The organism is Microbacterium pseudoresistens, from assembly GCF_013409745.1.
Taxonomy (GTDB): Bacteria; Actinomycetota; Actinomycetes; order Actinomycetales; family Microbacteriaceae; genus Microbacterium; species Microbacterium pseudoresistens.
In genome coordinates this window covers 1,130,493-1,150,708 of sequence record NZ_JACCBH010000001.1, presented here as the reverse complement: position 1 = coordinate 1,150,708, position 20,216 = coordinate 1,130,493, and the positions used below count along the sequence as shown (strand labels likewise).

General features: G+C 68.9%; 21 protein-coding genes and 2 tRNA genes. 14 read left to right on the top strand and 9 right to left on the bottom strand.

Annotation, left to right across the window (positions count from 1 at the left end):
* Nucleotides 1-209: 209 nt before the first annotated feature.
* The 11 genes from dnaN (at nt 210) to BKA02_RS05600 (ending at nt 11,518) form a co-directional block, all read left to right on the top strand.
* The gene (dnaN, locus tag BKA02_RS05650; RefSeq protein WP_179432079.1) at nt 210-1,358 is read left to right on the top strand and encodes a DNA polymerase III subunit beta; all 1,149 of its coding nucleotides are present in this window, start codon (nt 210-212) and stop codon (nt 1,356-1,358) included.
* 69 nt (nt 1,359-1,427) lie between these two features.
* The gene (gene recF, locus BKA02_RS05645) at nt 1,428-2,612 is read left to right on the top strand and encodes a DNA replication/repair protein RecF (RefSeq protein WP_179432077.1); all 1,185 of its coding nucleotides are present in this window, start codon (nt 1,428-1,430) and stop codon (nt 2,610-2,612) included.
* Entirely contained in the window at nt 2,605-3,099 is a 495-nt protein-coding gene (locus BKA02_RS05640) for a DciA family protein (protein WP_179432075.1), read from the top strand. Before recF ends, BKA02_RS05640 begins: the two co-directional genes overlap by 8 nt.
* A gap of 119 nt (nt 3,100-3,218) precedes the next feature.
* Complete coding sequence (gene gyrB / locus BKA02_RS05635; RefSeq protein ID WP_179432074.1) at nt 3,219-5,291, top strand: DNA topoisomerase (ATP-hydrolyzing) subunit B; 2,073 nt, start codon at nt 3,219-3,221, stop codon at nt 5,289-5,291.
* Nucleotides 5,292-5,319: 28 nt separating this feature from the next.
* Nucleotides 5,320-7,869 carry a DNA gyrase subunit A gene (gene gyrA / locus BKA02_RS05630; protein WP_179432072.1) on the top strand — a complete coding sequence of 850 codons (2,550 nt, stop codon included), beginning with the start codon at nt 5,320-5,322 and terminating at the stop codon, nt 7,867-7,869.
* Nucleotides 7,866-8,270, top strand: coding sequence for a DUF3566 domain-containing protein (locus tag BKA02_RS05625; RefSeq protein ID WP_179432070.1), 405 nt, complete (start codon nt 7,866-7,868; stop codon nt 8,268-8,270). The genes gyrA and BKA02_RS05625 overlap by 4 nt, the downstream gene beginning before the upstream one ends.
* A gap of 87 nt (nt 8,271-8,357) precedes the next feature.
* Nucleotides 8,358-9,647 (top strand): sensor histidine kinase, encoded by a 1,290-nt coding sequence (locus BKA02_RS05620; RefSeq protein ID WP_179432068.1) that lies wholly within the window; start codon nt 8,358-8,360, stop codon nt 9,645-9,647.
* 52 nt (nt 9,648-9,699) lie between these two features.
* The gene (locus BKA02_RS05615) at nt 9,700-10,383 is read left to right on the top strand and encodes a LuxR C-terminal-related transcriptional regulator (RefSeq protein ID WP_179432066.1); all 684 of its coding nucleotides are present in this window, start codon (nt 9,700-9,702) and stop codon (nt 10,381-10,383) included.
* Nucleotides 10,380-11,270 (top strand): DUF4097 family beta strand repeat-containing protein, encoded by an 891-nt coding sequence (locus tag BKA02_RS05610; RefSeq protein ID WP_179432064.1) that lies wholly within the window; start codon nt 10,380-10,382, stop codon nt 11,268-11,270. Before BKA02_RS05615 ends, BKA02_RS05610 begins: the two co-directional genes overlap by 4 nt.
* Before the next feature lie 54 nt (nt 11,271-11,324).
* Nucleotides 11,325-11,398 (top strand) — tRNA-Ile (locus BKA02_RS05605).
* Between the two features lie 47 nt (nt 11,399-11,445).
* A tRNA-Ala gene (locus tag BKA02_RS05600) sits at nt 11,446-11,518 on the top strand.
* Between the two features lie 22 nt (nt 11,519-11,540).
* Here BKA02_RS05600 and BKA02_RS05595 read toward each other — a convergent pair.
* The 3 genes from BKA02_RS05595 to BKA02_RS05585 all read right to left on the bottom strand — a co-directional run bounded on the left by BKA02_RS05595 (nt 11,541) and on the right by BKA02_RS05585 (nt 12,730).
* Nucleotides 11,541-11,795, bottom strand: coding sequence for a Txe/YoeB family addiction module toxin (locus BKA02_RS05595; RefSeq protein ID WP_179432062.1), 255 nt, complete (start codon nt 11,793-11,795; stop codon nt 11,541-11,543).
* Nucleotides 11,795-12,046 carry a type II toxin-antitoxin system Phd/YefM family antitoxin gene (locus BKA02_RS05590; protein ID WP_179432060.1) on the bottom strand — a complete coding sequence of 84 codons (252 nt, stop codon included), beginning with the start codon at nt 12,044-12,046 and terminating at the stop codon, nt 11,795-11,797. Before BKA02_RS05590 ends, BKA02_RS05595 begins: the two co-directional genes overlap by 1 nt.
* Nucleotides 12,047-12,193: 147 nt before the next feature.
* The gene (locus BKA02_RS05585) at nt 12,194-12,730 is read right to left on the bottom strand and encodes a zinc-binding dehydrogenase (protein ID WP_246285980.1); all 537 of its coding nucleotides are present in this window, start codon (nt 12,728-12,730) and stop codon (nt 12,194-12,196) included.
* A gap of 25 nt (nt 12,731-12,755) precedes the next feature.
* Here BKA02_RS05585 and BKA02_RS05580 point away from each other — a divergent pair, with 25 nt between their 5' ends.
* Entirely contained in the window at nt 12,756-13,394 is a 639-nt protein-coding gene (locus tag BKA02_RS05580; protein ID WP_218844459.1) for a TetR/AcrR family transcriptional regulator C-terminal domain-containing protein, read from the top strand.
* A gap of 9 nt (nt 13,395-13,403) precedes the next feature.
* On the opposite strand, the gene BKA02_RS05575 is transcribed toward BKA02_RS05580, so the two are convergent.
* From BKA02_RS05575 to BKA02_RS05560, 4 genes are read right to left on the bottom strand one after another with little or no spacing between them, the layout of a single operon-like run.
* Entirely contained in the window at nt 13,404-14,144 is a 741-nt protein-coding gene (locus tag BKA02_RS05575) for a pyrimidine reductase family protein (protein ID WP_179432057.1), read from the bottom strand.
* Nucleotides 14,141-15,061 carry a dihydropteroate synthase gene (gene folP, locus BKA02_RS05570; protein ID WP_179432055.1) on the bottom strand — a complete coding sequence of 307 codons (921 nt, stop codon included), beginning with the start codon at nt 15,059-15,061 and terminating at the stop codon, nt 14,141-14,143. The genes BKA02_RS05575 and folP overlap by 4 nt, the downstream gene beginning before the upstream one ends.
* Nucleotides 15,058-15,585, bottom strand: a complete 528-nt coding sequence (locus BKA02_RS05565; RefSeq protein WP_179432053.1) for an NUDIX hydrolase — start codon at nt 15,583-15,585, stop codon at nt 15,058-15,060. The genes folP and BKA02_RS05565 overlap by 4 nt, the downstream gene beginning before the upstream one ends.
* Entirely contained in the window at nt 15,582-16,283 is a 702-nt protein-coding gene (locus tag BKA02_RS05560; RefSeq protein WP_179432051.1) for a helix-turn-helix domain-containing protein, read from the bottom strand. Before BKA02_RS05560 ends, BKA02_RS05565 begins: the two co-directional genes overlap by 4 nt.
* A gap of 91 nt (nt 16,284-16,374) precedes the next feature.
* Between BKA02_RS05560 and folE the strand changes: the two genes are divergently transcribed.
* Entirely contained in the window at nt 16,375-17,037 is a 663-nt protein-coding gene (gene folE / locus BKA02_RS05555) for a GTP cyclohydrolase I FolE (protein ID WP_179432049.1), read from the top strand.
* A 25-nt stretch (nt 17,038-17,062) separates the two neighbouring features.
* Nucleotides 17,063-18,292 carry an NAD(P)/FAD-dependent oxidoreductase gene (locus tag BKA02_RS05550; protein ID WP_179432047.1) on the top strand — a complete coding sequence of 410 codons (1,230 nt, stop codon included), beginning with the start codon at nt 17,063-17,065 and terminating at the stop codon, nt 18,290-18,292.
* Here BKA02_RS05550 and BKA02_RS05545 read toward each other — a convergent pair.
* Nucleotides 18,277-19,386, bottom strand: coding sequence for a 3-deoxy-7-phosphoheptulonate synthase (locus tag BKA02_RS05545; protein WP_179432045.1), 1,110 nt, complete (start codon nt 19,384-19,386; stop codon nt 18,277-18,279). The genes BKA02_RS05550 and BKA02_RS05545 overlap by 16 nt on opposite strands.
* Before the next feature lie 339 nt (nt 19,387-19,725).
* Nucleotides 19,726-20,184, bottom strand: a complete 459-nt coding sequence (locus tag BKA02_RS05540) for a hypothetical protein (protein ID WP_179432043.1) — start codon at nt 20,182-20,184, stop codon at nt 19,726-19,728.
* Nucleotides 20,185-20,216: the final 32 nt, after the last annotated feature.

The following is a 20,216-nucleotide window of genomic DNA, read 5'->3' as shown; positions in this document are numbered from 1 at the left end:
AGGCCGATCCGATCACCTCGACGGGGCGAGGGTGGGGACGAGCGATGTCGATGCATGCCTGTGAAGCCATCCGCGGTTCGGAACGCCCCTTCGGCATGTGCGTCTCGGGGCACGCTTACGGATCACGCCCGATCGGGGGCTAGCATGGGAGCCCGTGGCATGCGCCATGGGGCGGCTCTTGCCGTGGAACGAACGACGAAGGAGCGCACGTGAAGTTCCAGGTCAATCGCGATGTCTTCAGCGAGGCGGTGTCGTTCGTCGTGAAGCTGCTGCCGCAGCGCAACCCGCAGCCGATCCTCGCCGGCGTGCTCATCGAGGCCGACGAGAAGGGCTTGACCCTGTCGGCCTTCGACTACGAGGCGTCTGCACGTACGACGATCGAGGCCACGGTCGATGACCCGGGCACGATCCTCGTGCACGGCCGTCTGCTCTCCGACATTGCGAGCCGTCTGCCCAATGCGCCCATCGAGATCTCCGTCGACGACGACGGAGGCATCGCGGTGCGCTGCGGCTCGGCGCGCTTCACCCTTGCGGCGATGCCTGTCGAGGAGTACCCGTCGATCCCCGAGGTGACCGGCTCGTCGGGGATCGTCCCGGCCGAGGACTTCAGCACCGCCATCTCGCAGGTCGGCTTCGCCGCCTCCCGCGACGACGTCACCCCCGTGCTCACCGGTGTGCAGCTCGAGGTCGGCGACCAGCAGCTGAGCCTCGTCGCCACCGACCGCTACCGCGTGTCGCTGCGCGATGTGCCGTGGGAGGGGCGCGGCGAGGCGGCCGGCGAGCAGACCGCTCTGGTCCCCGCCCGCACGCTCGTCGAGGTCGGCAAGACGTTCGGTCACGCCGGCACGATCGAGATCGCGTTCTCCGGTGCCGGCGATCGCGAGATCATCGCGTTCACCGCGGGCGACAAGACCGTCACCTCGCTGCTCATCAAGGGCAACTTCCCGCCCGTGCGCCGACTGTTCCCCGAGCAGACCGATCACTACGCCGTCGTCAACACCGCCGACTTCGCCGAGGCCGTGCGCCGTGTGTCGCTCGTGCTCGATCGTTCCGCGCCGCTGCGGTTCACCTTCTCGGCCGACACGGTGACGATGGATGCCTCGGGCAGCGAGCAGGCCCGCGCATCGGAGTCGGTGGATGCGCATCTCGCCGGCGAGGAGGTGACGCTGGGCCTGAACCCCCAGTACCTGCTCGAGGCGCTGGGCGCGGTCAAGAGCGAGTTCGTGCGCGTGACGTTCACCTCGTCGGACAATGCGAACAAGCTCAGCCCCGTGCTCATCACGAGCCAGACCTCGGTCGACCAGGCCGGTCTGGACTCGTTCAAGTACCTGCTGCAGCCCAACCTGCTGCTGCGCTGATCGCCCTCGGCACCGGCACTCCCCGAGTCGTCATGTCGCCGCGTCGGTGGCCGAGGATAGGCTGATCCGGTGATCGTGGAGCACCTGAGCCTGGTGGACTTCCGCAATTACGCGACCGCCGATCTCACCCTGTTGCCAGGGCCGAACGTGCTCGTCGGGCGCAACGGACAGGGCAAGACGAACCTCGCCGAGGCCATCGTCTTCCTCGCCACACTCGGCTCGCACCGGGTCTCTTCGGATGCGCCGATGGTGCGCGACGGCAGCGATGCCGCCATCATCCGTGCCCGGCTCGGCGTAGGCGAGCGGCGGGTGCTCGTCGAGGTGCAGCTGAACCGGCAGGGATCGAACAAGGCCAGGGTCAACGGGTCGCCGGCCAAGACGAACGAGCTGCCCCGCTACGCGCACGTCGTGCTGTTCGCCCCCGAAGACCTGCAGATCGTGCGCGGCGACCCGTCCGCGCGGCGGCGATTCGCCGACCAGCTGCTCATCCAGCGCACCCCCCGGATGGCCGGGGTCCTCGCCGACTACGACCGGGTGCTGCGCCAGCGCACGGCGCTGCTCAAGTCGGCGCGCGCCCGCGGGATCAAGGGCGAGGGACTGTCGACCCTGGATGTGTGGGACGACAAGCTCGTCGCACTCGGCTCGGAGATCATCGATGCCCGCACGCGCCTGGCCGCCGATCTGCAGCCGCCGCTCACCGCGGCGTACGCGGCGATCGCCGGTGCCGATCACGATCCGCGGATGCACTGGGCCCAGTCCATCCGTGGCGGGGATCCGGAGGAGGGCGTCGACGCAGAGGCGGCCGAGGGTGCGGGTTCGACGGCGGAGCTGTTCCGCGCGGCCCTCGCCGCCAAGCGCGCATCCGAGCTGGAGCGCGGCATCACCCTGGTCGGTCCGCATCGCGACGACCTCGTGCTGCGGGTGCGCGACCTGCCGGTGAAGGGGTACGCCTCGCACGGCGAATCGTGGTCGGTCGCCCTGGCGCTGCGCCTCGCCTCGGCCGAGCTGCTGCGCGCCGAGTCCCCGGCGGGCGATCCGGTGCTCATCCTCGATGACGTCTTCGCCGAGCTCGACGCCGACCGTCGCACCCGGCTGGCGTCGCTGACGGCGGGCTACGAACAGGTCGTGGTGACCGCTGCCGTGGAGGAGGACATCCCGGAGGTGCTGCACGAGCACGTCGTCCGCATCCACGCCGGCACGATCACCGACGAGCGTGAGCGCGATGAGACGGAGGACGGTGAGACGGATGACTGACCCGACACCCGTACCCGACGTGCCCGAAACCATCGCCACGTACCTGCGGCTGCGCGGGCTCAAGCCCAGTGCGAAGACGTGGAAGAAGCGCAAGCGCCTCGTCGACGACGAGAACCAGCCGTTCACGAAGGGCCGCGACCCCGGAACCCTGGGCGATGTTCTCGGCACGCTCAGCAAGGACGCCGGATGGGAGGCCGTGCTGAGCCGTGAAGACCTCGTGCGGCAGTGGGATGAGCTGGCCGGTCCCGACACCGCCAAGCACTCCGAGCCGGTGTCGCTGGAGGGCGGACTGCTGACCGTGAAGTGCGATTCGACGGCGTGGGCGAAGAACCTGCAGTACATGCGGGCGGTGATCGTCACCGAGATCGAGAGACGGTATCCGGAGGCGGGCGTCAAGGACGTGCGTTTCGTGGGCCCAGACGTCCCCTCCTGGAAATGGGGTCCCAGAGCCGTTCCAGGCCGGGGTCCTCGCGATACCTACGGCTGAGACGATTCCCGAGTCCTCCGGATGCATTTCCGACGCGCAGAGGGCCGCACAGAGGCGACAAGCACTTGCTTTCCCGCTAGGATGGATACCAAGATTTCCGATAGGGAGCATGCCTTCAGATGACGCCTGAAACCCCCTCCGACGAGCACGATTCGACCCGGTCCCCAGGGGGTTCGACGACACCCGGATCCGGTGCCGCGCCAGAGAAGAGCTCCGGCGACTACGGCGCCGACTCGATCCAGATCCTCGAGGGCCTCGAGGCCGTGCGCAAGCGGCCAGGCATGTACATCGGATCCACGGGCCCTCGCGGTCTGCACCACCTCGTGCAGGAGATCGTCGACAACTCCGTCGACGAGGCGATGGCCGGTTACGCCACCAACATCGAGGTCACCATCCTCGAAGACGGCGGCGTGCGGGTCGTCGACGACGGTCGCGGCATCCCCGTCGATCCGCACTCCTCCGACCCGACCAAGTCGACGGTCGAGGTCGTGCTGACGATCCTGCACGCGGGAGGAAAGTTCGGCGGCGGCGCCTATGCGGTCTCGGGCGGTCTGCACGGCGTGGGCTCGTCGGTCGTCAACGCCCTCTCGACCCGGTTCGAGGTCGAGGTGCGTCAGAAGGGCTTCGTCTGGAGGCACAGCTTCGCCGATGGCGGCGTGCCGCAGCAGGAGCTCGAGAAGGGCGAGGCGACCGACCAGACCGGCACGAGCATCACCTTCTGGCCGGACCCCGCGATCTTCACCGAGTCGGTCGAGTTCGACTACGACACCCTGCGCACCCGATTTCAGCAGATGGCGTTCCTCAACAAGGGCCTGCGCATCGGGCTGGAGGACCATCGCGCCTCCGCCGCGCTGGAGGAAGAGGTCGACGGCACCCTCGTCACCAGGCAGCGCGCCGATGTGTTCCATTACGAGCGCGGCCTCGTCGACTACGTCGACTACCTCAACCGCGTGCGCAAGGCCGAGGTCGTCACCGAAGACATCATCTCGTTCGAATCGGAGGACTCCGGCCGCAAGATCTCGCTCGAGGTCGCGATGCAGTGGACCGCCGGTTACACCGAGAACGTCTACACCTATGCGAACACGATCAACACGCACGAGGGCGGCACGCACGAGGAGGGCTTCCGCGCAGCGCTGACCACGCTCGTCAACCGCTATGCGCGGGCGAACAACCTGCTCAAGGAGAAGGACGACAACCTCTCCGGCGACGACGTGCGCGAGGGGCTGACCGCGGTCATCTCGATCAAGCTGGGCGAGCCGCAGTTCGAAGGTCAGACCAAGACGAAGCTGGGAAACACCGAGGCGAAGGCCTTCGTGCAGAAGGTCGTCGGCGATCAGCTCGGCGACTGGTTCGACCGCAACCCCGCCTCGGCGAAGAACGTCATCCGCAAGGCGATCGATGCCGCCACCGCGCGCCTGGCCGCGCGCAAGGCGCGAGAGACGGCGCGGCGCAAGAGCGTGTTCGAGTCGGCGGCGATGCCCGACAAGCTCAAGGACTGCACGAGCAAGGACCCCTCGATCAGCGAGATCTTCCTCGTCGAGGGAGACTCGGCCGGCGGTTCGGCCGTGCAGGGTCGCGATCCGCACACGCAGGCGATCCTGGCGCTGCGCGGCAAGATCCTCAACGTCGAGCGCGCGCGGCTCGACAAGGCCCTGGCCAACAAAGAGGTGCAGGCGATGATCCAGGCCTTCGGCACGGGCATCGGCGAGGACTTCGACATCGACAAGGCCCGGTATCACAAGATCGTGCTCATGGCCGATGCCGATGTCGACGGTCAGCACATCACCACGCTGCTGCTCACCCTGCTGTTCCGCTACATGCGCGGGCTCATCGAGGCCGGTTTCGTGTACCTCGCGATGCCGCCGCTGTACCGCCTGAAGTGGACGAACTCGCCGCACGAGTACGTGTACTCGGATGCGGAGCGCGACGCGCTGCTCGAGCACGGGCTGTCCAACGGCAAGCGCATCCCCAAGGATGCCGGCATCCAACGCTACAAGGGTCTGGGCGAGATGAACGCCAAGGAGCTGTGGGAGACGACGATGGATCACACCACGCGGACGCTCCGCCAGGTGACCATCGACGACGCGGCCGCGGCCGATGAGATCTTCAGCGTGCTGATGGGTGAAGACGTCGAGTCTCGTCGCGGCTTCATCCAGCGCAACGCCAAGGACGTCCGGTTCCTGGACATCTGAGGCTCGACCAGAGACGCGAAAGACAGACATGACTGACGAAGAACGCCCCGAGCCCTTCCACGAGCACGGCAAGATCGACCAGGTCGACCTGCAGTCGGAGATGCAGCGCAGCTATCTCGACTACGCGATGGCCGTGATTGTCGGCCGCGCGCTCCCCGATGTGCGCGACGGCCTCAAGCCCGTGCACCGCCGTGTGATCTACGCGATGTACGACGGCGGGTTCCGCCCCGACAAGTCGTTCTCCAAGTGCGCACGCGTGGTCGGCGAGGTCATGGGCCAGTACCACCCGCACGGCGACTCCGCGATCTACGACACCCTCGTGCGCCTCGTGCAGCCGTGGTCGCTGCGGTATCCGCTCGCGCTCGGGCAGGGCAACTTCGGCTCCCCCGGCAACATGGGCGCCGCGGCCCCCCGGTACACCGAGACGAAGATGGCTCCGCTCGCGCTGGAGATGGTGCGCGACATCGAAGAGGAGACCGTCGACTTCTCCGACAACTACGACGGGCAGACGCAGGAGCCCGATGTGCTTCCGTCGCGGTTCCCGAACCTGCTGGTCAACGGCTCGGTTGGCATCGCGGTCGGCATGGCCACGAACATCCCGCCGCACAACCTGCGCGAGGTCTCCGAGGCGGCGCTGTGGGCGATGGACAACCCGGGTCTTCCGCGCGAGGAGCTGCTGGAGGGTCTGATCCAGCGCATCCCGGGGCCCGACTTCCCCACCGGGGCGCAGATCCTCGGTTCCAAGGGCATCCACGAGGCCTATCGCACGGGCCGCGGATCGATCACGATGCGCGCCGTCGTCAACGTCGAAGAGATCCAGGGGCGCACGTGCCTGGTGATCACCGAGCTGCCGTATCAGGTGAACCCCGACAACCTCGCGGTGAAGATCGGCGACCTCGCCCGCGATGGCAAGATCAGCGGCATCGCCGACATCCGCGACGAGTCCAGCGATCGCACCGGTCAGCGCCTCGTCGTCGTGCTCAAGCGCGACGCGGTGGCGAAGGTCGTGCTCAACAACTTGTACAAGCACACCTCGCTGCAGGAGAACTTCGGCGCGAACATGCTTGCGATCGTCGACGGCGTGCCGCGCACGCTCGCGATCGACGGGTTCATCACGCACTGGATCACCCACCAGCTCGACGTCATCGTGCGCCGCACCCGCTTCCGCCTGCGCAAGGCCGAGGAGCGGATGCACATCCTGCGGGGATACCTCAAGGCGCTGGATGCGCTCGACGAGGTCATCGCGCTCATCCGCCGCTCCCCCACGGTCGACGATGCGCGCGACGGGCTGAAGGGCCTGCTCGACATCGACGATCTGCAGGCCGATGCCATCCTGGCGATGCAGCTGCGCCGCCTGGCCGCCCTAGAGCGCCAGAAGATCATCGACGAGGCCACCGAGCTCGAGGCGCAGATCGCGGACTACAACGACATCCTCGCCGACGAGTCGCGCCAGCGCGAGATCATCCGCACGGAGCTCACCGCGATCGTCGACCGCTTCGGAGATGACCGTCGCACGCACATCCTGCACGGCTTCGACGGCGACATGTCGATGGAAGACCTCATCCCCGAGGAGGAGATGGTGGTTACCGTCACCCGCGAGGGTTATGTGAAGCGCACCCGCAGCGACAACTACCGCTCGCAGCATCGCGGCGGCAAGGGTGTGAAGGGGGCGCAGCTGCGTTCCGATGACGTGGTGGAGCACTTCTTCGTGACCACGACGCACCATTGGCTGCTGTTCTTCACCGACAAGGGCCGGGTGTACCGCTCCAAGGCGTACGAGATCCCCGAGGCGGGGCGCGACGCCAAGGGTCAGCACGTGGCGAACCTGCTCGCCCTGCAGCCCGAGGAGAAGATCGCGCAGATCCTCGACATCCGCGATTACGAGGCCGCGCAGTACCTCGTGCTCGCCACCCGCGGCGGACTGGTGAAGAAGAGCCGGCTCACCGACTACGACACCAACCGGCAGGGTGGGGTGATCGCGATACGACTGCGGGAGGACGACGAGCTCGTCAGCGCGTTCCTCTCGGATGCGCAGGACGACATCCTGCTCATCAGCAGACGCGGCATGTCGCTGCGCTTCCACGCCACCGACGACGCGCTGCGCCCGATGGGCCGGGCGACCGAGGGCGTGAAGGGCATGCGGTTCCGCGAGGGCGACAGCCTGCTCTCGGCGTCGCTCGTGTCGGATGCCGGCTACGTCTTCGTCGTCACCGACGGCGGCTACGCCAAGCGCACCGCGGTGGGCGAGTACCGGGTGCAGGGCCGCGGCGGCCAGGGGATCAAGGTGGCCAAGCTCAACGACGATCGGGGCACTCTCGCCGGCGGTCTGATCGTGGATGAGGACGACGAAGTCTTGGTGGTTCTTGCCAGTGGCAAGGTGGTACGCTCTGCCGTGGCCGAGGTGCCGGCGAAGGGCCGCGACACCATGGGCGTCGTCTTCGCCCGGACCGCCGATGAGGATCGGATCCTGGCCATCGCCCGCAACACCGAGCGCGGCCTGGCCGAGACGGAAGAGTCCGACGAGACGGACGGTGCGGCCCCCGAGAACGAGACCCCCGAGGAAAGCACGGACGAATGAGCACGGTAGCCGACAAGCTGGCGAAGAAGTCGTCGAAGAGGACCAGTGGAAAGCAGGTGCGCCTGCGCCTGGTGTACGTCGACTTCTGGTCGGCGCTGAAGCTCTCCTTCCTCGGCGCCGTGGCGCTGGCGATCGCGACCCTCGTGTCGTTCTTCCTCATGTACCTCGTGCTGCAGGCGACGGGGCTGGTCGGCAAGGCCGACGAGATCGTCAGCGGCGTGACCGACGGGTCGATCTCTCTCGTGCAGGTGCTGGGGCTGCCGCAGGTGATGGCGTTCGGCTCGGTCGTCGCGATCCTCAACCTCATCGTGTTCACGGTGCTCGGGGCGATCATCGCGGGCATCTACAACCTCGCGGTGAAGGTGACCGGCGGCCTTCTCGTCGGCTTCACCTCCAACTGACCTCTGCCTCGGGAGTAGGGAAACCCGGAAGTCGGTCGGAGGGATCCCTCCGTACCGTCCGATCCCCCGCCACTCTAGCGTGGAGGCATGACCACCACCACGCCTCCCGGACCCGCGGTCGCTGACCACGCGGCGACCGGCGCACAGCACAAGCCGCCGCTGCGGCTGTTCGTCACCCTGCTCGAACTGGCCGCTCTCGGTGTGTTCGGCACGGCGATCGTCGCCGCGCTGTCGGGACTGTTCGCGGCCGGCCTCGGCCTCACCTTCGTCTTCGGCATCGGGCTGATCCTGCTCGTCGGCTTCGTCTACGCGCTGTACGGGCTCGCCTGGTTCGAGGTCGCGCGCGTCGACGGGCTGTACGGGTTCGGGCTCTCGGCCCTGCGCCCCCGGCCACGCACCTCCCCCGGGTTCGGCGGATGGCTGCGGTCGCTGGGGCGGCAGGCGATCGACGGGTCGATGTGGCGCGCGCTCGCGCACTTCGCCCTCGCGGTGATGCTCGGCGCGCTCGTGCTGCGCATCGCATCATGGTTCGGCTGGTCGGTCGTCTCGGCGTTCTCGCCGCTGTTCACCGCGGCTGATGCCGACACGGGATGGGGCACGCGCTACCCGGTGGCCTGGGCCCCGTTGGTCGGCGGGCTCGGCGTCCTCGCCTCGCTCGCGATCCTGTGGGGCATCGCCCGCCTGCACCGGGTGCTCGCCCGCGCGATCATCGCCGGCCCCTCGCGGGAGGCCGAGCTGAACGAACGCATCACGGCCTCCACCGCGCAGCGGGCAGGGGCGGTGCGCGCCGCCGACGTGGAGCGCACCCGCATCGAACGCGACCTGCACGATGGGGTCCAGCCCCGGCTCGTGTCGGTCGGGATGACCCTGGGCATGGCCCAGCAGAAGATCGACACGGATCCGACCGCTGCCAAGGCGCTCATCGAAGAGGCTCACACCTCGACCAAGGCGGCGATCACCGAGTTGCGCCAGCTGGCCCGCGGCATCCACGCCTCGGTGCTCGACGATCGCGGGCTGGATGCGGCGCTGTCGGCTCTCGCCGGACGCTCGCCGATCCCGGTGGCGCTGGATGTGCGCCTCGACGGCCGGTGCAGCAGAGATGCGGAGGCAGCCGTGTACTTCTCGATCGCCGAGTCGCTGACCAACGCGGCCAAGCACTCCCGGGCCAGCGAGGCCCGCGTGACAGTGCGGGTGCGCGACGGCGGCACGCTGTGGGCGCGCATCGAGGACAACGGCCTCGGTGGGGCGCAGGTCGTTCCTGGTGGCGGTCTCGACGGCATCTCGAACCGGGTGCTCGCCGCCGGCGGCACTGTGCGCCTGGACAGCCCGACCGGCGGTCCCACGAGCCTGGAGGTGAGCGTTCCATGCGCATCCTGATCTGTCTGCCTGTGAACCAGCACCGTCGAAACCGAGTTGCCGAGGACGTGACATGCGCATCCTGATCTGTGAAGACTCTGTTCTCCTGCGAGAGGGCCTCATCCGGTTGCTGGAGGATGCAGGTCACGTCGTCGTCGCCGCCCTCCCCGACGCGACAGGCCTCGACGAGGCGGTGGATGAGACGGACCCCGAGCTCTGCATCCTCGATGTGCGGCTGCCGCCGACGTTCGTCGACGAGGGGATCCGCGCCGCTCTCGCCCTGCGCCGCCGGATTCCGCAGCTGCCGCTGCTCGTGCTGTCGCAGTACGTCGAGGAGCGCTACGCGAGCGATCTCATCGCCGCGCAGACGGGGGTGGCCGGAGCAGAAGCCCCCGGACCGCTCGGATATCTGCTGAAGGATCGGGTGGCCGATGTCGCCGAGTTCATCGAGTCGGTCGAGCGCATCGCCGCAGGGGCCACGGTGCTCGATCCCGAGGTCGTGGCGCAGCTGCTGACCCGGCGCACGAACGACGACCGGATGCGCGACCTCACCGAGCGCGAGCGCACCGTGCTCGCGCTCATCGCCGAGGGCAAGTCCAACCAGGCGATCGCGGGGCTCCTGTTCCTCTCGGCGGCGAGTGTGGAGAAGCACATCACCGCCATCTTCCAGAAGCTCGGGCTGGAGCCCGACGAATCCGGCAACCGCCGCGTGCTCGCGGCGATCGCCCACCTCGAGAACCTAGGAGAGATCCGATGACGAACACACCTCTCACCCCACCCGCCGCAGCGAACGATCCTGCCCCCGCGGCATCCGCCTCCACTCCCCCGCCCGCCGGTGGCGGCCACGGCGGCGCCGGCACTGTCATAACGATCGTCGCGGCCGTGGTCGGCGGCTTCGCGCTCATCGGCGCGACCGGCGGCGCGGCCGTCGCGGCGACCGGGCAGTTCGTCGACGATTCCGCCAGTCATGGGATCGCGCTGGATGCAGCGCATGTGACCGATCTCGAGCTGAGGTCGGGCGGGGCCGAGGTCACGGTGCGGTTCGCCGATGTCGATGATGCCCAACTGGTGGTCGACGGACATTCGCGGGGAGACTGGACGATGGCCCGCGACGGCGACACCCTCCGCGTCGCCAGCCCGCGCGGCGTCTTCTCCTGGTTGGGGCAGGGGTGGTGGTTCGGCGATGAGACGCGGGTGACGTTGACGCTGCCCGACGAGCTGAGCGGCGTCCTCGACGCCGACTTCAGGATCGACGCCGGTCAGCTGACCGTGCACGGAGCGTTCGACGAGCTCGATCTGCGGCTGTCGGCAGGTTCCATGCGCGTGGAGGCAGAGGCGTCCTCGGTGGAGGCGGAGGTCAATGCGGGTGCTGCCGATCTCACCCTCGATGGGGTGAAGGACGCCGATCTCACCATGTCGGCGGGCACGATGACAGCGCTGTTCACGGGTGCGCAGCCCGATGAGCTGGATGCGGAGGTGAGCGCCGGATCGATGCGCATCACGGTGCCGCGCGGTGAGTACGCGTTGCAGCGCGACGTGTCGGCGGGGAGGTTCGATTCCGAGGTGGATACGAACGGTTCTTCGCCGCATCGGATCACCGCGAAGGTGTCGGCCGGAGGCCTCACGATCGAGGCTCAGCGCTGACCGGATCGATTTCATAAATGCGTCGAACTCCGGTAAAGTCTTGGAGGTTGACGCGGGGCTATAGCTCAGGCGGTTAGAGCGCTTCACTGATAATGAAGAGGTCCCAGGTTCAAGTCCTGGTAGCCCCACTCCGTGACAACTGAACACCCGTCGGGTCGGTTTCTCGGCGCAGCACGGGGCCTTAGCTCAGTTGGTAGAGCGCCGCCTTTGCAAGGCGGATGTCAGGAGTTCGAATCTCCTAGGCTCCACAGGTGATTGACCCGAATTTGACTAGTAGTGGTATCGGGCTTGAAGAACGATGAGGTCATCGCCATCGACGAGATAGACGAGGCGGTGTTCGTCGGTGATTCGGCGTGACCAGGATCCCTGTGCACCGTACTTCACCTGCTCGGGCTTTCCGATGCCCTCGAATGGATCGCGCAGACATTCCTCGATCAGCTTGTCGATCCGTTTCAGCACACGCCGGTCGGCAGTCTGCCAGTGTGTGTAATCCTCCCAGGCGGACTTGTCCCAAACGAGGCGCATCACTCGCCTCTGTCGAGCTCGTGCTCCTCGACCTGGCTGGCCCGCGCCCGTTCATAAGAGTCGAGTAGCCTGCGTGCGTTCGCCGGGGATCGGAACAAATAGGCCGTCTCCTGCCATGCCGCGTAATCGTCTGCAGGCATCAAGACGGCATTGCCCTTACGGGATACGATCTCCACTGCCTCGCGATCCGCATTGATCCGTTCGATCAACGGGAAGAGAGTCTTCCGGGCTTCGCTCGCGGTGATAGACATCGCCGACTCCTCCACTCATTCCGATTACTTGTACCAGAATATTGTACCAGTCTGACGAAGTGCTGTGCTGTCTGCGCTGCGGAAGCGGTCCGTGGAGCAGCACGGTGCGCCGGAGGGTTGATCGCCCACCCAGGAGCGGTCACGAACTCACGCCGTCACGACGATGCGCCTCCCGCGCAGATCGGTGCCCTGCCAGGCGCTCTCGATGTCTTTCAGGGCGACCCTCTCGACAGGGAAAGACAGCTTCCCCTCCCGCGTCCAGGTCAGCACCTGTTCGAAGATCGCGGGCACGGTCTCGGCCGTGAGGCCCTTGGCGGCGCCGACGATCTCCAGCCCCGACGTGCGCAGACTCGCGGCGGGCAGCGCCACCTCCGCACCTGCGACCTCGCCGATCTGGATCAGCCGTGACCGTGCTCCGACCGAGAAATCGTCGGGGATGAGCGCGCGCAGCAGCACGGCGGTCGGCCTGCCCCAGAGGTAGTCGGCGATCACGTCGAAGCCCTCGCCACGGGTGCTCTTGTAGGCCTGCAGCAGCGCGTCGTCGGACACGGCGGTGCTGATCACGGCATCCGCCCCGAGCTCCCGGAGCTCGTCCAGCTGGACGTCTGGGAAACAGGGAGCCCGATCACCGAATCCCTGTCGGTGACCGGGACTGAATCTATCACTGATAGGGATGCCTCTCAATCGCTGATAGAGTCAGCGCGGAGGGATGCCCGTGGCGCTGGACAAACAGCAGATCGTCGCTGAGGCCGTCGCGCTGCTCGACGCGGAGGGCCTCGACGGGGTGACCCTGCGCAAGCTCGCCGGCCGGCTCGGCGTGCAGCAGCCGACGCTCTACTGGCACCTGCCCAACAAGGCCGCCCTGGTCACCGAGATCGCGGATGCCATCCTCGACCAGCACTTCCCCGACCTCGCACCCCCGCCCCCCGGCACGGACTGGCGGGAGTGGTTGGCAGAGCTCGCCCTGCGACTGCGCGGTGCGCTGCTCGCGCACCCCGACGGCGCCCGGATCATCTCGATCTCGCAGCTCTCGGTGCGCATGGCAGCGATCTCAGAGGTCGCGCTCGGCGCGCTCGTCGCCCAGGGCGTCGCCCTGCGGCATGCGCGACTGATCGTGCTCACGGTGGAGCACTTCACGGTGGGGCACGTGCTGGAGGAGCAGACCGGCCGGCCGGGTGCCGAGGATGCGCATGGTTTCGATATCGAGGCGTTCACGCGGGACCACCCGATGGTGGTCTCGGGGATCTCGGAGTACTTCGGCGGAGGACGCACGCCCGACGACCTGTTCCGCGACTGCGTGGATGTGATCATCCGGGGAGCAGGGGCGACGGCGGGCCTGGCGTCGTGAGATCCTTGCTCAGCGAGTGCGGTAGCGGAGGAAGAGCTCGTCGCCTGAGCGCAGGAGCGCGGCGAGCCGCATGTCGCGCGGAGTGCTCGTGTCCGAGCGGGCGATGCGGCCCGCGTCGCCGGCCTGCAGGGAGGGCGCGAGGGTGAGGCACAGCTCGTCGACGACACCGGCTTCGATGAAGCTGCCGAACAGGTGCGGCCCGCCCTCGGAATGGATGCGCGCGAGACCTCGCCCCACGAGGTCGTCGCGCACCGCCCGCGGATCGATGTCGTGCTCGCCCGCATCCACGACGTCGGCCACCGGTTCCAGTGCGGCGCGCGCCCGTGCATCCGACGCGGCGACGGTGTAGACGATCGGCCGCACCGGAGCATCCGTGAACACCGCTGATGCGGGGTCGAGGTCGAGCGAGCCCGACACGATGGCGAGCACGGGATGCTCGGGCATCCCCCGCGCCGCACGCCAGGCCGCGTCGTCGTCGCCGAGGCGGAACCCGTCGTACTCCTCGATGCGGATCGTGCCCGCGCCCACGAGCACGACGTCGGCCTGCCGCCGCAGCAGCGCGAACACCCGTTGGTCGGCCTCGTCGCCGAGCCCGCCGGAGCGTCCGTCGTGCGTCGCCGCGCCATCGATGCTCGACACGAAGTTCATCCGCAACCACGATCCGGCCGTCGGTGCGTACGCCGCGAGGATCGCCTCGTCGTCGAGGTCGTCGCCGGGCGTCGGCAGGATGCGGTCGATGCGTGCGCTCATACGTTCCTCGTCGGATGCGCGTTGTGCTCCACGCGGACGGGCGGCCGCATCCCGAGGATCGCCTCGATCATCCGCACCGCGTCGACCGACGGCACCACGTCGTGCATCCGCACGATGCGCGCCCCGCGTTCGATGCACGCGACCATGGCGGCCAGGGATCCCGCCAGCCGCTCACCCTGCGGACGATCGATCGACTCCCCCACGAAGTCCTTGTTCGACACGGCCGCGAGCAGCGGCAGCCCGAGATCGGCGAGATCGGCGAACCGTCGGGTGAGCTCGAGCGTGTGCAGGGTGTTCTTGTCGAGGTCGTGCCCCGGATCGATGATGATCCGCTCCCGCGGGATGCCCGCCGCCACGGCGCGCTCTACCCTCGCCCCGAGGAAGTCGTGCACCTCGCGCACGACGTCGTCGAAGCGCGCCGGGGGTTTCTCCACCCGCGGCGGCCCCACGCTGTGCGTGATGACGACGTGCGCGGCGCTCGCCGCGATCACCCCCGCCATCTCGGGGTCGCCCAGCCCGCTCGTGTCGTTCACGACAGCGGCGCCGGCGTCGATCGCCGCGCGCGCCACGACGCCGTTGTTCGTGTCGACCGAGACGACGACATCGCTCGCCGCAACGATCGCCTCGATCACGGGCACGACCCGGTCGATCTCCTCGGCGGGCGAGATCGGCGCTCCGCGTCCGAAGGGCACGCCCCCGATGTCGACCCAGTCCGCGCCCTGGCCGTCGGCGGTCAGCGCCGCTTCGACCGCGCGATCGAGCGCGAAGGTCTTGCCGTGGTCGTAGAACGAGTCGGGCGTGCGGTTGACCACGGCCATGACCGCGACCTGACGATCGAAGTCGAACTCGCGCCGCCCGATCCGCCGCACGCCGAAACGCGGCAGCGTGCCCCCCGGGGCGTCGGTGGGGTCGGTCATCGTGCGGTTCCCTTCTCGAGCGCGGAAGCGTCCGCAGGGTGGATGCCGGCATCGGCGGTGAACCCGAAGTCGGAGAAGAGGGGGAGGCTCCCGGCGGCCAGGCCGTTGAGCACCTGCCGCTCGTAAGCGGGCATCGCCGCGGGGAGCGCATCCAGCGCGAACCAGGTGAGCCCCGCGCACTTGCCCGGCTCGCGGATGCTCGGCGTGCCGGTCCACTCGGATGCTGTGAAGAACCAGTCCGCGCGCTGCTCGATCGCCGCGGTCGTGCCGTCGGTGCGCTGCATGACCGTGAGTGGCGTGAGGGCCCCGGCGTCGACGGCGACGCCCAGCTCCTCGCCGGCTTCGCGCAGCGCGGCGGCGCGAGCGGTCTCGCCGGGCTCGATGTGTCCGGCGGCGCCGGCCGCCCACATCCCGTCCATGTATCCGGTGCCTGCGCGCAGCTGGAGCAGCACGTCGTCTCCGCGGCGCAGGTACACGTACACGGCGGGGATGACGGCGAAGCGGCCGGTGGATGCGGCGGTCATGCCCGTTCCTCGGAGGGAGTGGCAGTCTCCAACGGAGCAGCAGTCTCCGGATGCACGACCACGCAGCACCGTCCCTCGGCGGGCGCGAGCTCGGCGCGCGCAGGATCCGTGCCCGCGCCGCACAGCGTGCCCTCCACGAAGGCGTGGTTGAGGCCGCAGGCCAGCTCGGCGTGCTCTCGCACGACGCTGTGGAACGGGCAGTTGCGCAGCACGATCCCGCCTTCGTCGTCAGTGACGGGCTCGTAGCCAGCCGTGCGCAGGGCCATGCCCACATCGGGCTCGTTCTCCCCGAGCGCGCGCCCCTCGCGCCGCGCCGCCTCGGCGAGCGCCGTACGGAACTCCGGCGGGGCGGCGGCATCGGCGGCCGAGGCGATGATGTTCGCGAGCATGACGTAATTGCGCGGCGGCAGACTGACGGCGGCCTCGCGCGCACTGCGGGCGTAGCGCTTGGCCGGGCGACCGGATCCCGGGCCGCCGCGCCCCTCCGGATGCGCGTAGCTCACGTCGAGCAGGCCCGCGGCGGCGAGCTTGTCGAGGTGGTAGGCGGCGAGACTGCGACTGAGGTGCGCGGCGTTCGCGGCGTCTTCGCGCGAGACGGGCGCGGGCTGGGCGGCGATGTAGTCGTAGAGCCTGCGGCGCACGCGGTCGGCGAGCAGACCCACTTCATCCAGACCGAGGTCGGGAGCGCCGGCATCCATCGCATCCCCTTTCTAACGCAAGAATATCTTGACGAACTCTCGGGATGGTGTCAATCTAAAGAAAGTATTCATTGACGTTAGAGGAATGAGCATGACGGAATCGACGATCCCCCGGCACCTCGATGATCCGCCGCTCGCCCCGGTTCCGCTTCGCCCGGAGCCGGTCGCGCCCGTGCACGTCGGCGGCGCGAGGCGCGAACCCGACCTCGCCCGCGCCGAGCTGGCCGCCGGCGACTTCCTCGCGGCGCTGGGGATGTCGCTCGACGCTCCGCACCTTGCGGAGACTCCGGGGCGCATGGCGAGGGCGTGGGCCGAGATGCTCACGCCACGGGAGTTCGCGCTCACCACGTTCCCCAACGACGAGCAGTACGACGAGCTGGTCGTCGTGCGCGACATCGCCGTGCGCTCGATCTGCGAGCACCACCTGCTGCCGTTCACCGGGCGCGCCTGCGTCGGCTACCTTCCGGGGGAGCGGATCGTCGGCCTGTCGAAGCTCGCGCGGATCGTCGAACACTTCGCACGCCGGCCGCAGACCCAGGAGCGCCTCACCAAGCAGATCGCCGACTGGCTGGAGCAGAACCTCACCCCGCGCGCTGTCGGCGTCGTGATCGCCGCCGAGCACTCGTGCATGACCATGCGCGGTGCGCTCGCGGCAGGCACGAGCACCGTCACCTCGACCCTGCTCGGGAGCCTGCGCGACGACCCGCGCTCGCGGCAGGAGTTCCTGGCCCTCGCCGGCCTGTCCCCCGCATGACCTGACGAACGACAAGGAGCACACCATGAGCGATCCGCAGAACGTGACCATCGTCGGAGGCGGTCTCGCCGGTGCCAAGACAGCCGAGGCGCTGCGCGAGAAGGGGTACGTCGGCGAGATCGTGCTCGTCGCCGCGGAGGCGCATCCGCCCTACGAGCGCCCGCCGCTGTCGAAGGACTACCTCGCGGGCAAGGCGGGCTTCGACGACGCCATCGTGCATCCCGAGGACTGGTACCGCGATCACGACGTGACCCTGCGCGAAGGCGTGCGGGCGACGGGGATCGACACCGCCGCTCATCGCGTCGACCTCGACGACGGCACGGCGCTCGGCTACGGCGCCCTCGTGCTCGCCACCGGATCCGAGCCGCGGCGGCTCGACATCCGCGGCATCGACGCCGGGCACGTGCACGTGCTGCGCACCGTCGAGGACTCCGACGCGATCCGCGCCGAGTTCGGCCCCGGCCGTCGCCTCGTGCTCATCGGCGGCGGCTGGATCGGGCTCGAGGTGGCCGCGGCCGCCCGCGGCGCCGGTACCGAGGTGACCGTGCTCGAAGGCGCGCACCTTCCCCTGCTGCGTGTGCTCGGCGCGCAGCTCGCCGAGGTCTTCGCCGGCCTGCACCGCGAGAACGGGGTCGATCTGCGCACGGATGCGCGCATCGCCGCGCTGGAGAGCGCCGACGGCGCCGTCACGGGCGTGCGGATGGACGACGGCGAGATCATCCCCGCCGATGCCGTCGTCGTCGGGGTCGGGGTGCGTCCCGTGACGGAGCTCGCCGAGAAGGCCGGACTCGCGGTCGACGACGGCGTGCTCGTCGACGCACTGCTGCGCACCAGCGACCCCGACGTGTACGCCGTCGGCGACATCGCGAACCACGAGCATCCGGTGCTGGATCGCCGGGTGCGCGTGGAGCACTGGGCCAACGCGCTCAACCAGCCCGCCGCCGTGGCGGCGACCCTCACCGGCGTCGACACGGCGTACACCGAGCTGCCGTACTTCTTTAGCGACCAGTACGACCTGGGCATGGAGTACATCGGGCACGCGCCGGAGGGCTCCTACGACCGGGTCGTCATCCGCGGCGATCTGGCCTCCCGGGAGTTCGTGGCGTTCTGGCTCGACGGCGAAGACCGCATCCAGGCCGCCATGAACGTGAACGTGTGGGACGTGCCGGATGCGGTCAAGCCGCTCATCGTCGCCAAGACCTCGGTCGATCCCGCGCGCCTCGCCGATCCGGACATCGCTTACGCCGACCTCTGAGCGACCGCGGCGGCGAGTGACGCGAGGGCGGCCGATGTCGCCTCCCAGCCCATGCACGCATCCGTGACGCTCTGCCCGCGCACGAGCCCCGCACCGCCGATCGACACATCGAGCGTCTGCGCGCCCGCGACGAGGTTGCTCTCCAGCATCACCCCGGCGATGGCGCGGCGCTCGGCATCCGTCGTGCGCAGCTGCTCGGCGATCTCGGCAGCCACCTCGGCCTGGCGCACGTGGTCTTTGCCGCTGTTCGCGTGGCTGGCGTCGACGACGAGCCGAGGCGGCAGCCCCGCGGCCCGCAGCCGTTCGGCGACGCGGGCCACCTCGGCGGCGCCGTAGTTCGGTCCGTCCGAGCCGCCGCGCAGGATCACCCCCGTGTCGGGGTTGCCGGTCGTGGTCACCATGCTCGCCCTGCCGTCGCCGCCGATGCCGAGGAAGGCCTGCGGGGCGGATGCCGCCGCCGCGGCGTCGAGCGCGACCTGGATGCCTCCGTCCGTGCCGTTCTTGAACCCGATCGGCATCGACAGCCCCGAGGCGAGCTGACGGTGGATCTGGCTCTCGGTCGTGCGCGCCCCGATCGCGCCCCACGTGATGAGGTCGGCCGTGTACTGCGGGCTGATCGGCTCGAGGAACTCCGTGGCGCACGGCATCCCCAGCGCGGTCACATCGCGCAGGAACGCACGGGCGAGGCGCAGTCCGGTGCCGATGTCGTGGCTGCCGTCGAGGTGCGGATCGTTGATGAGGCCCTTCCAGCCCACGGTCGTGCGCGGCTTCTCGAAGTAGGTGCGCATGACGATGAGCAGCTCGTCGCGGTGCGTCTCGGCCTCGCGCACCAGGTGGCCCGCGTACTCGAGCCCGGCCTCCGGGTCGTGGATCGAGCACGGACCGACGATCACGAGCAGCCGGTGGTCGTCGCCCGACATGATCGCGCGGACCTCGTCGCGGGTGCGCTGCACGAGCTTCGTGCGCTCGGCGCCCACGGGCAGGTCGGCGGCGAGGTCCGACGGCGCCGGCAGGGCGGTGAAACCGGCGACGTGCTGATCGGCGGTCGCGTCGTCGGCGACGGGGGCGGGGGGCGTGGCGGTGAGGGTGTGCATGGGTCCTGTTCCGGATAGGGGCGGACCCGCAGAGCCCGCCGAAACGGCGAAAGCCAGAGCGAATGCTCTGGCTTGTCGGCTCTGAAGGTGTCGGTGCGCGCTACTCGGGCGCCGGCCCCTCCAGAGCCGACTCGAAATACGCATACCAACGGGTTGTCATGCCGTCAGGTTACCGCATCGCGGAACCGCCTCGGTACGGATGCATGAACGCCTCGACGCCGTGCGGGACAGATGGCTGAGCCCCACCGACCGAAACGGCTCAGTCTGTCGGAGACTGGTCGAAATCGCCGGATTCCGGGGGTGGCCCTCAGCCATCCGTCCTCCACGGACAGGAGGGACTCAGCCATCCGTCCCCGCGGCGCGGCGCACGCGCTCGGCGAGGAAAGCCAGATCCGCCTTATCGAGGGCCGTCACGGCGTACGCGGTCGGCCACACGTTGCCCTCGTCGAGGGTGGCGGGAGCCTCGAACTCGAACGTCGAGTAGCGCACCTTGAACTTCGACTTCGGCTTGAAGAAGCACACGACCTTGCCGGCCTCGTTGGCCCAGGCAGGCATGCCGTAGTAGGTGCGCGGCATGAGGTGCGGTGCGCTCTCGGAGACCATCGTGCGAAGGGCTTCCCCCAGCGCGCGCTCCTCGTCGGAGAGCGCCGCGAGCTTCTCGGCGATCTCCGCGTCTCCATCGCGACGGGCCGTCTCGGGATCCTTCTTCTTCGCACTCGAGCGCGAACGGCTCTCCTTCACGCGGTCCTTCATCGCGGCGCGCTCTTCGGCGCTGAACGTCTCGGTCTTCTCCGCCATGTCCATCTCCTCGGCTTCCGGCGATCCGGACG

Coding starts and splice junctions, on each gene's coding strand:
- BKA02_RS05640 (WP_179432075.1), top strand. CDS start 2,605: ATGACTGACCCGACACCCGTACCCGACGTGCCCGAAACCATCGCCACG.
- gyrB (WP_179432074.1), top strand. CDS start 3,219: ATGACGCCTGAAACCCCCTCCGACGAGCACGATTCGACCCGGTCCCCA.
- gyrA (WP_179432072.1), top strand. CDS start 5,320: ATGACTGACGAAGAACGCCCCGAGCCCTTCCACGAGCACGGCAAGATC.
- BKA02_RS05625 (WP_179432070.1), top strand. CDS start 7,866: ATGAGCACGGTAGCCGACAAGCTGGCGAAGAAGTCGTCGAAGAGGACC.
- BKA02_RS05620 (WP_179432068.1), top strand. CDS start 8,358: ATGACCACCACCACGCCTCCCGGACCCGCGGTCGCTGACCACGCGGCG.
- BKA02_RS05615 (WP_179432066.1), top strand. CDS start 9,700: ATGCGCATCCTGATCTGTGAAGACTCTGTTCTCCTGCGAGAGGGCCTC.
- BKA02_RS05610 (WP_179432064.1), top strand. CDS start 10,380: ATGACGAACACACCTCTCACCCCACCCGCCGCAGCGAACGATCCTGCC.
- BKA02_RS05595 (WP_179432062.1), bottom strand. CDS start 11,795: ATGCGCCTCGTTTGGGACAAGTCCGCCTGGGAGGATTACACACACTGG.
- BKA02_RS05590 (WP_179432060.1), bottom strand. CDS start 12,046: ATGTCTATCACCGCGAGCGAAGCCCGGAAGACTCTCTTCCCGTTGATC.
- BKA02_RS05580 (WP_218844459.1), top strand. CDS start 12,756: ATGCCCGTGGCGCTGGACAAACAGCAGATCGTCGCTGAGGCCGTCGCG.
- BKA02_RS05575 (WP_179432057.1), bottom strand. CDS start 14,144: ATGAGCGCACGCATCGACCGCATCCTGCCGACGCCCGGCGACGACCTC.
- folP (WP_179432055.1), bottom strand. CDS start 15,061: ATGACCGACCCCACCGACGCCCCGGGGGGCACGCTGCCGCGTTTCGGC.
- BKA02_RS05565 (WP_179432053.1), bottom strand. CDS start 15,585: ATGACCGCCGCATCCACCGGCCGCTTCGCCGTCATCCCCGCCGTGTAC.
- BKA02_RS05560 (WP_179432051.1), bottom strand. CDS start 16,283: ATGGATGCCGGCGCTCCCGACCTCGGTCTGGATGAAGTGGGTCTGCTC.
- folE (WP_179432049.1), top strand. CDS start 16,375: ATGACGGAATCGACGATCCCCCGGCACCTCGATGATCCGCCGCTCGCC.
- BKA02_RS05550 (WP_179432047.1), top strand. CDS start 17,063: ATGAGCGATCCGCAGAACGTGACCATCGTCGGAGGCGGTCTCGCCGGT.
- BKA02_RS05545 (WP_179432045.1), bottom strand. CDS start 19,386: ATGCACACCCTCACCGCCACGCCCCCCGCCCCCGTCGCCGACGACGCG.
- BKA02_RS05540 (WP_179432043.1), bottom strand. CDS start 20,184: ATGGCGGAGAAGACCGAGACGTTCAGCGCCGAAGAGCGCGCCGCGATG.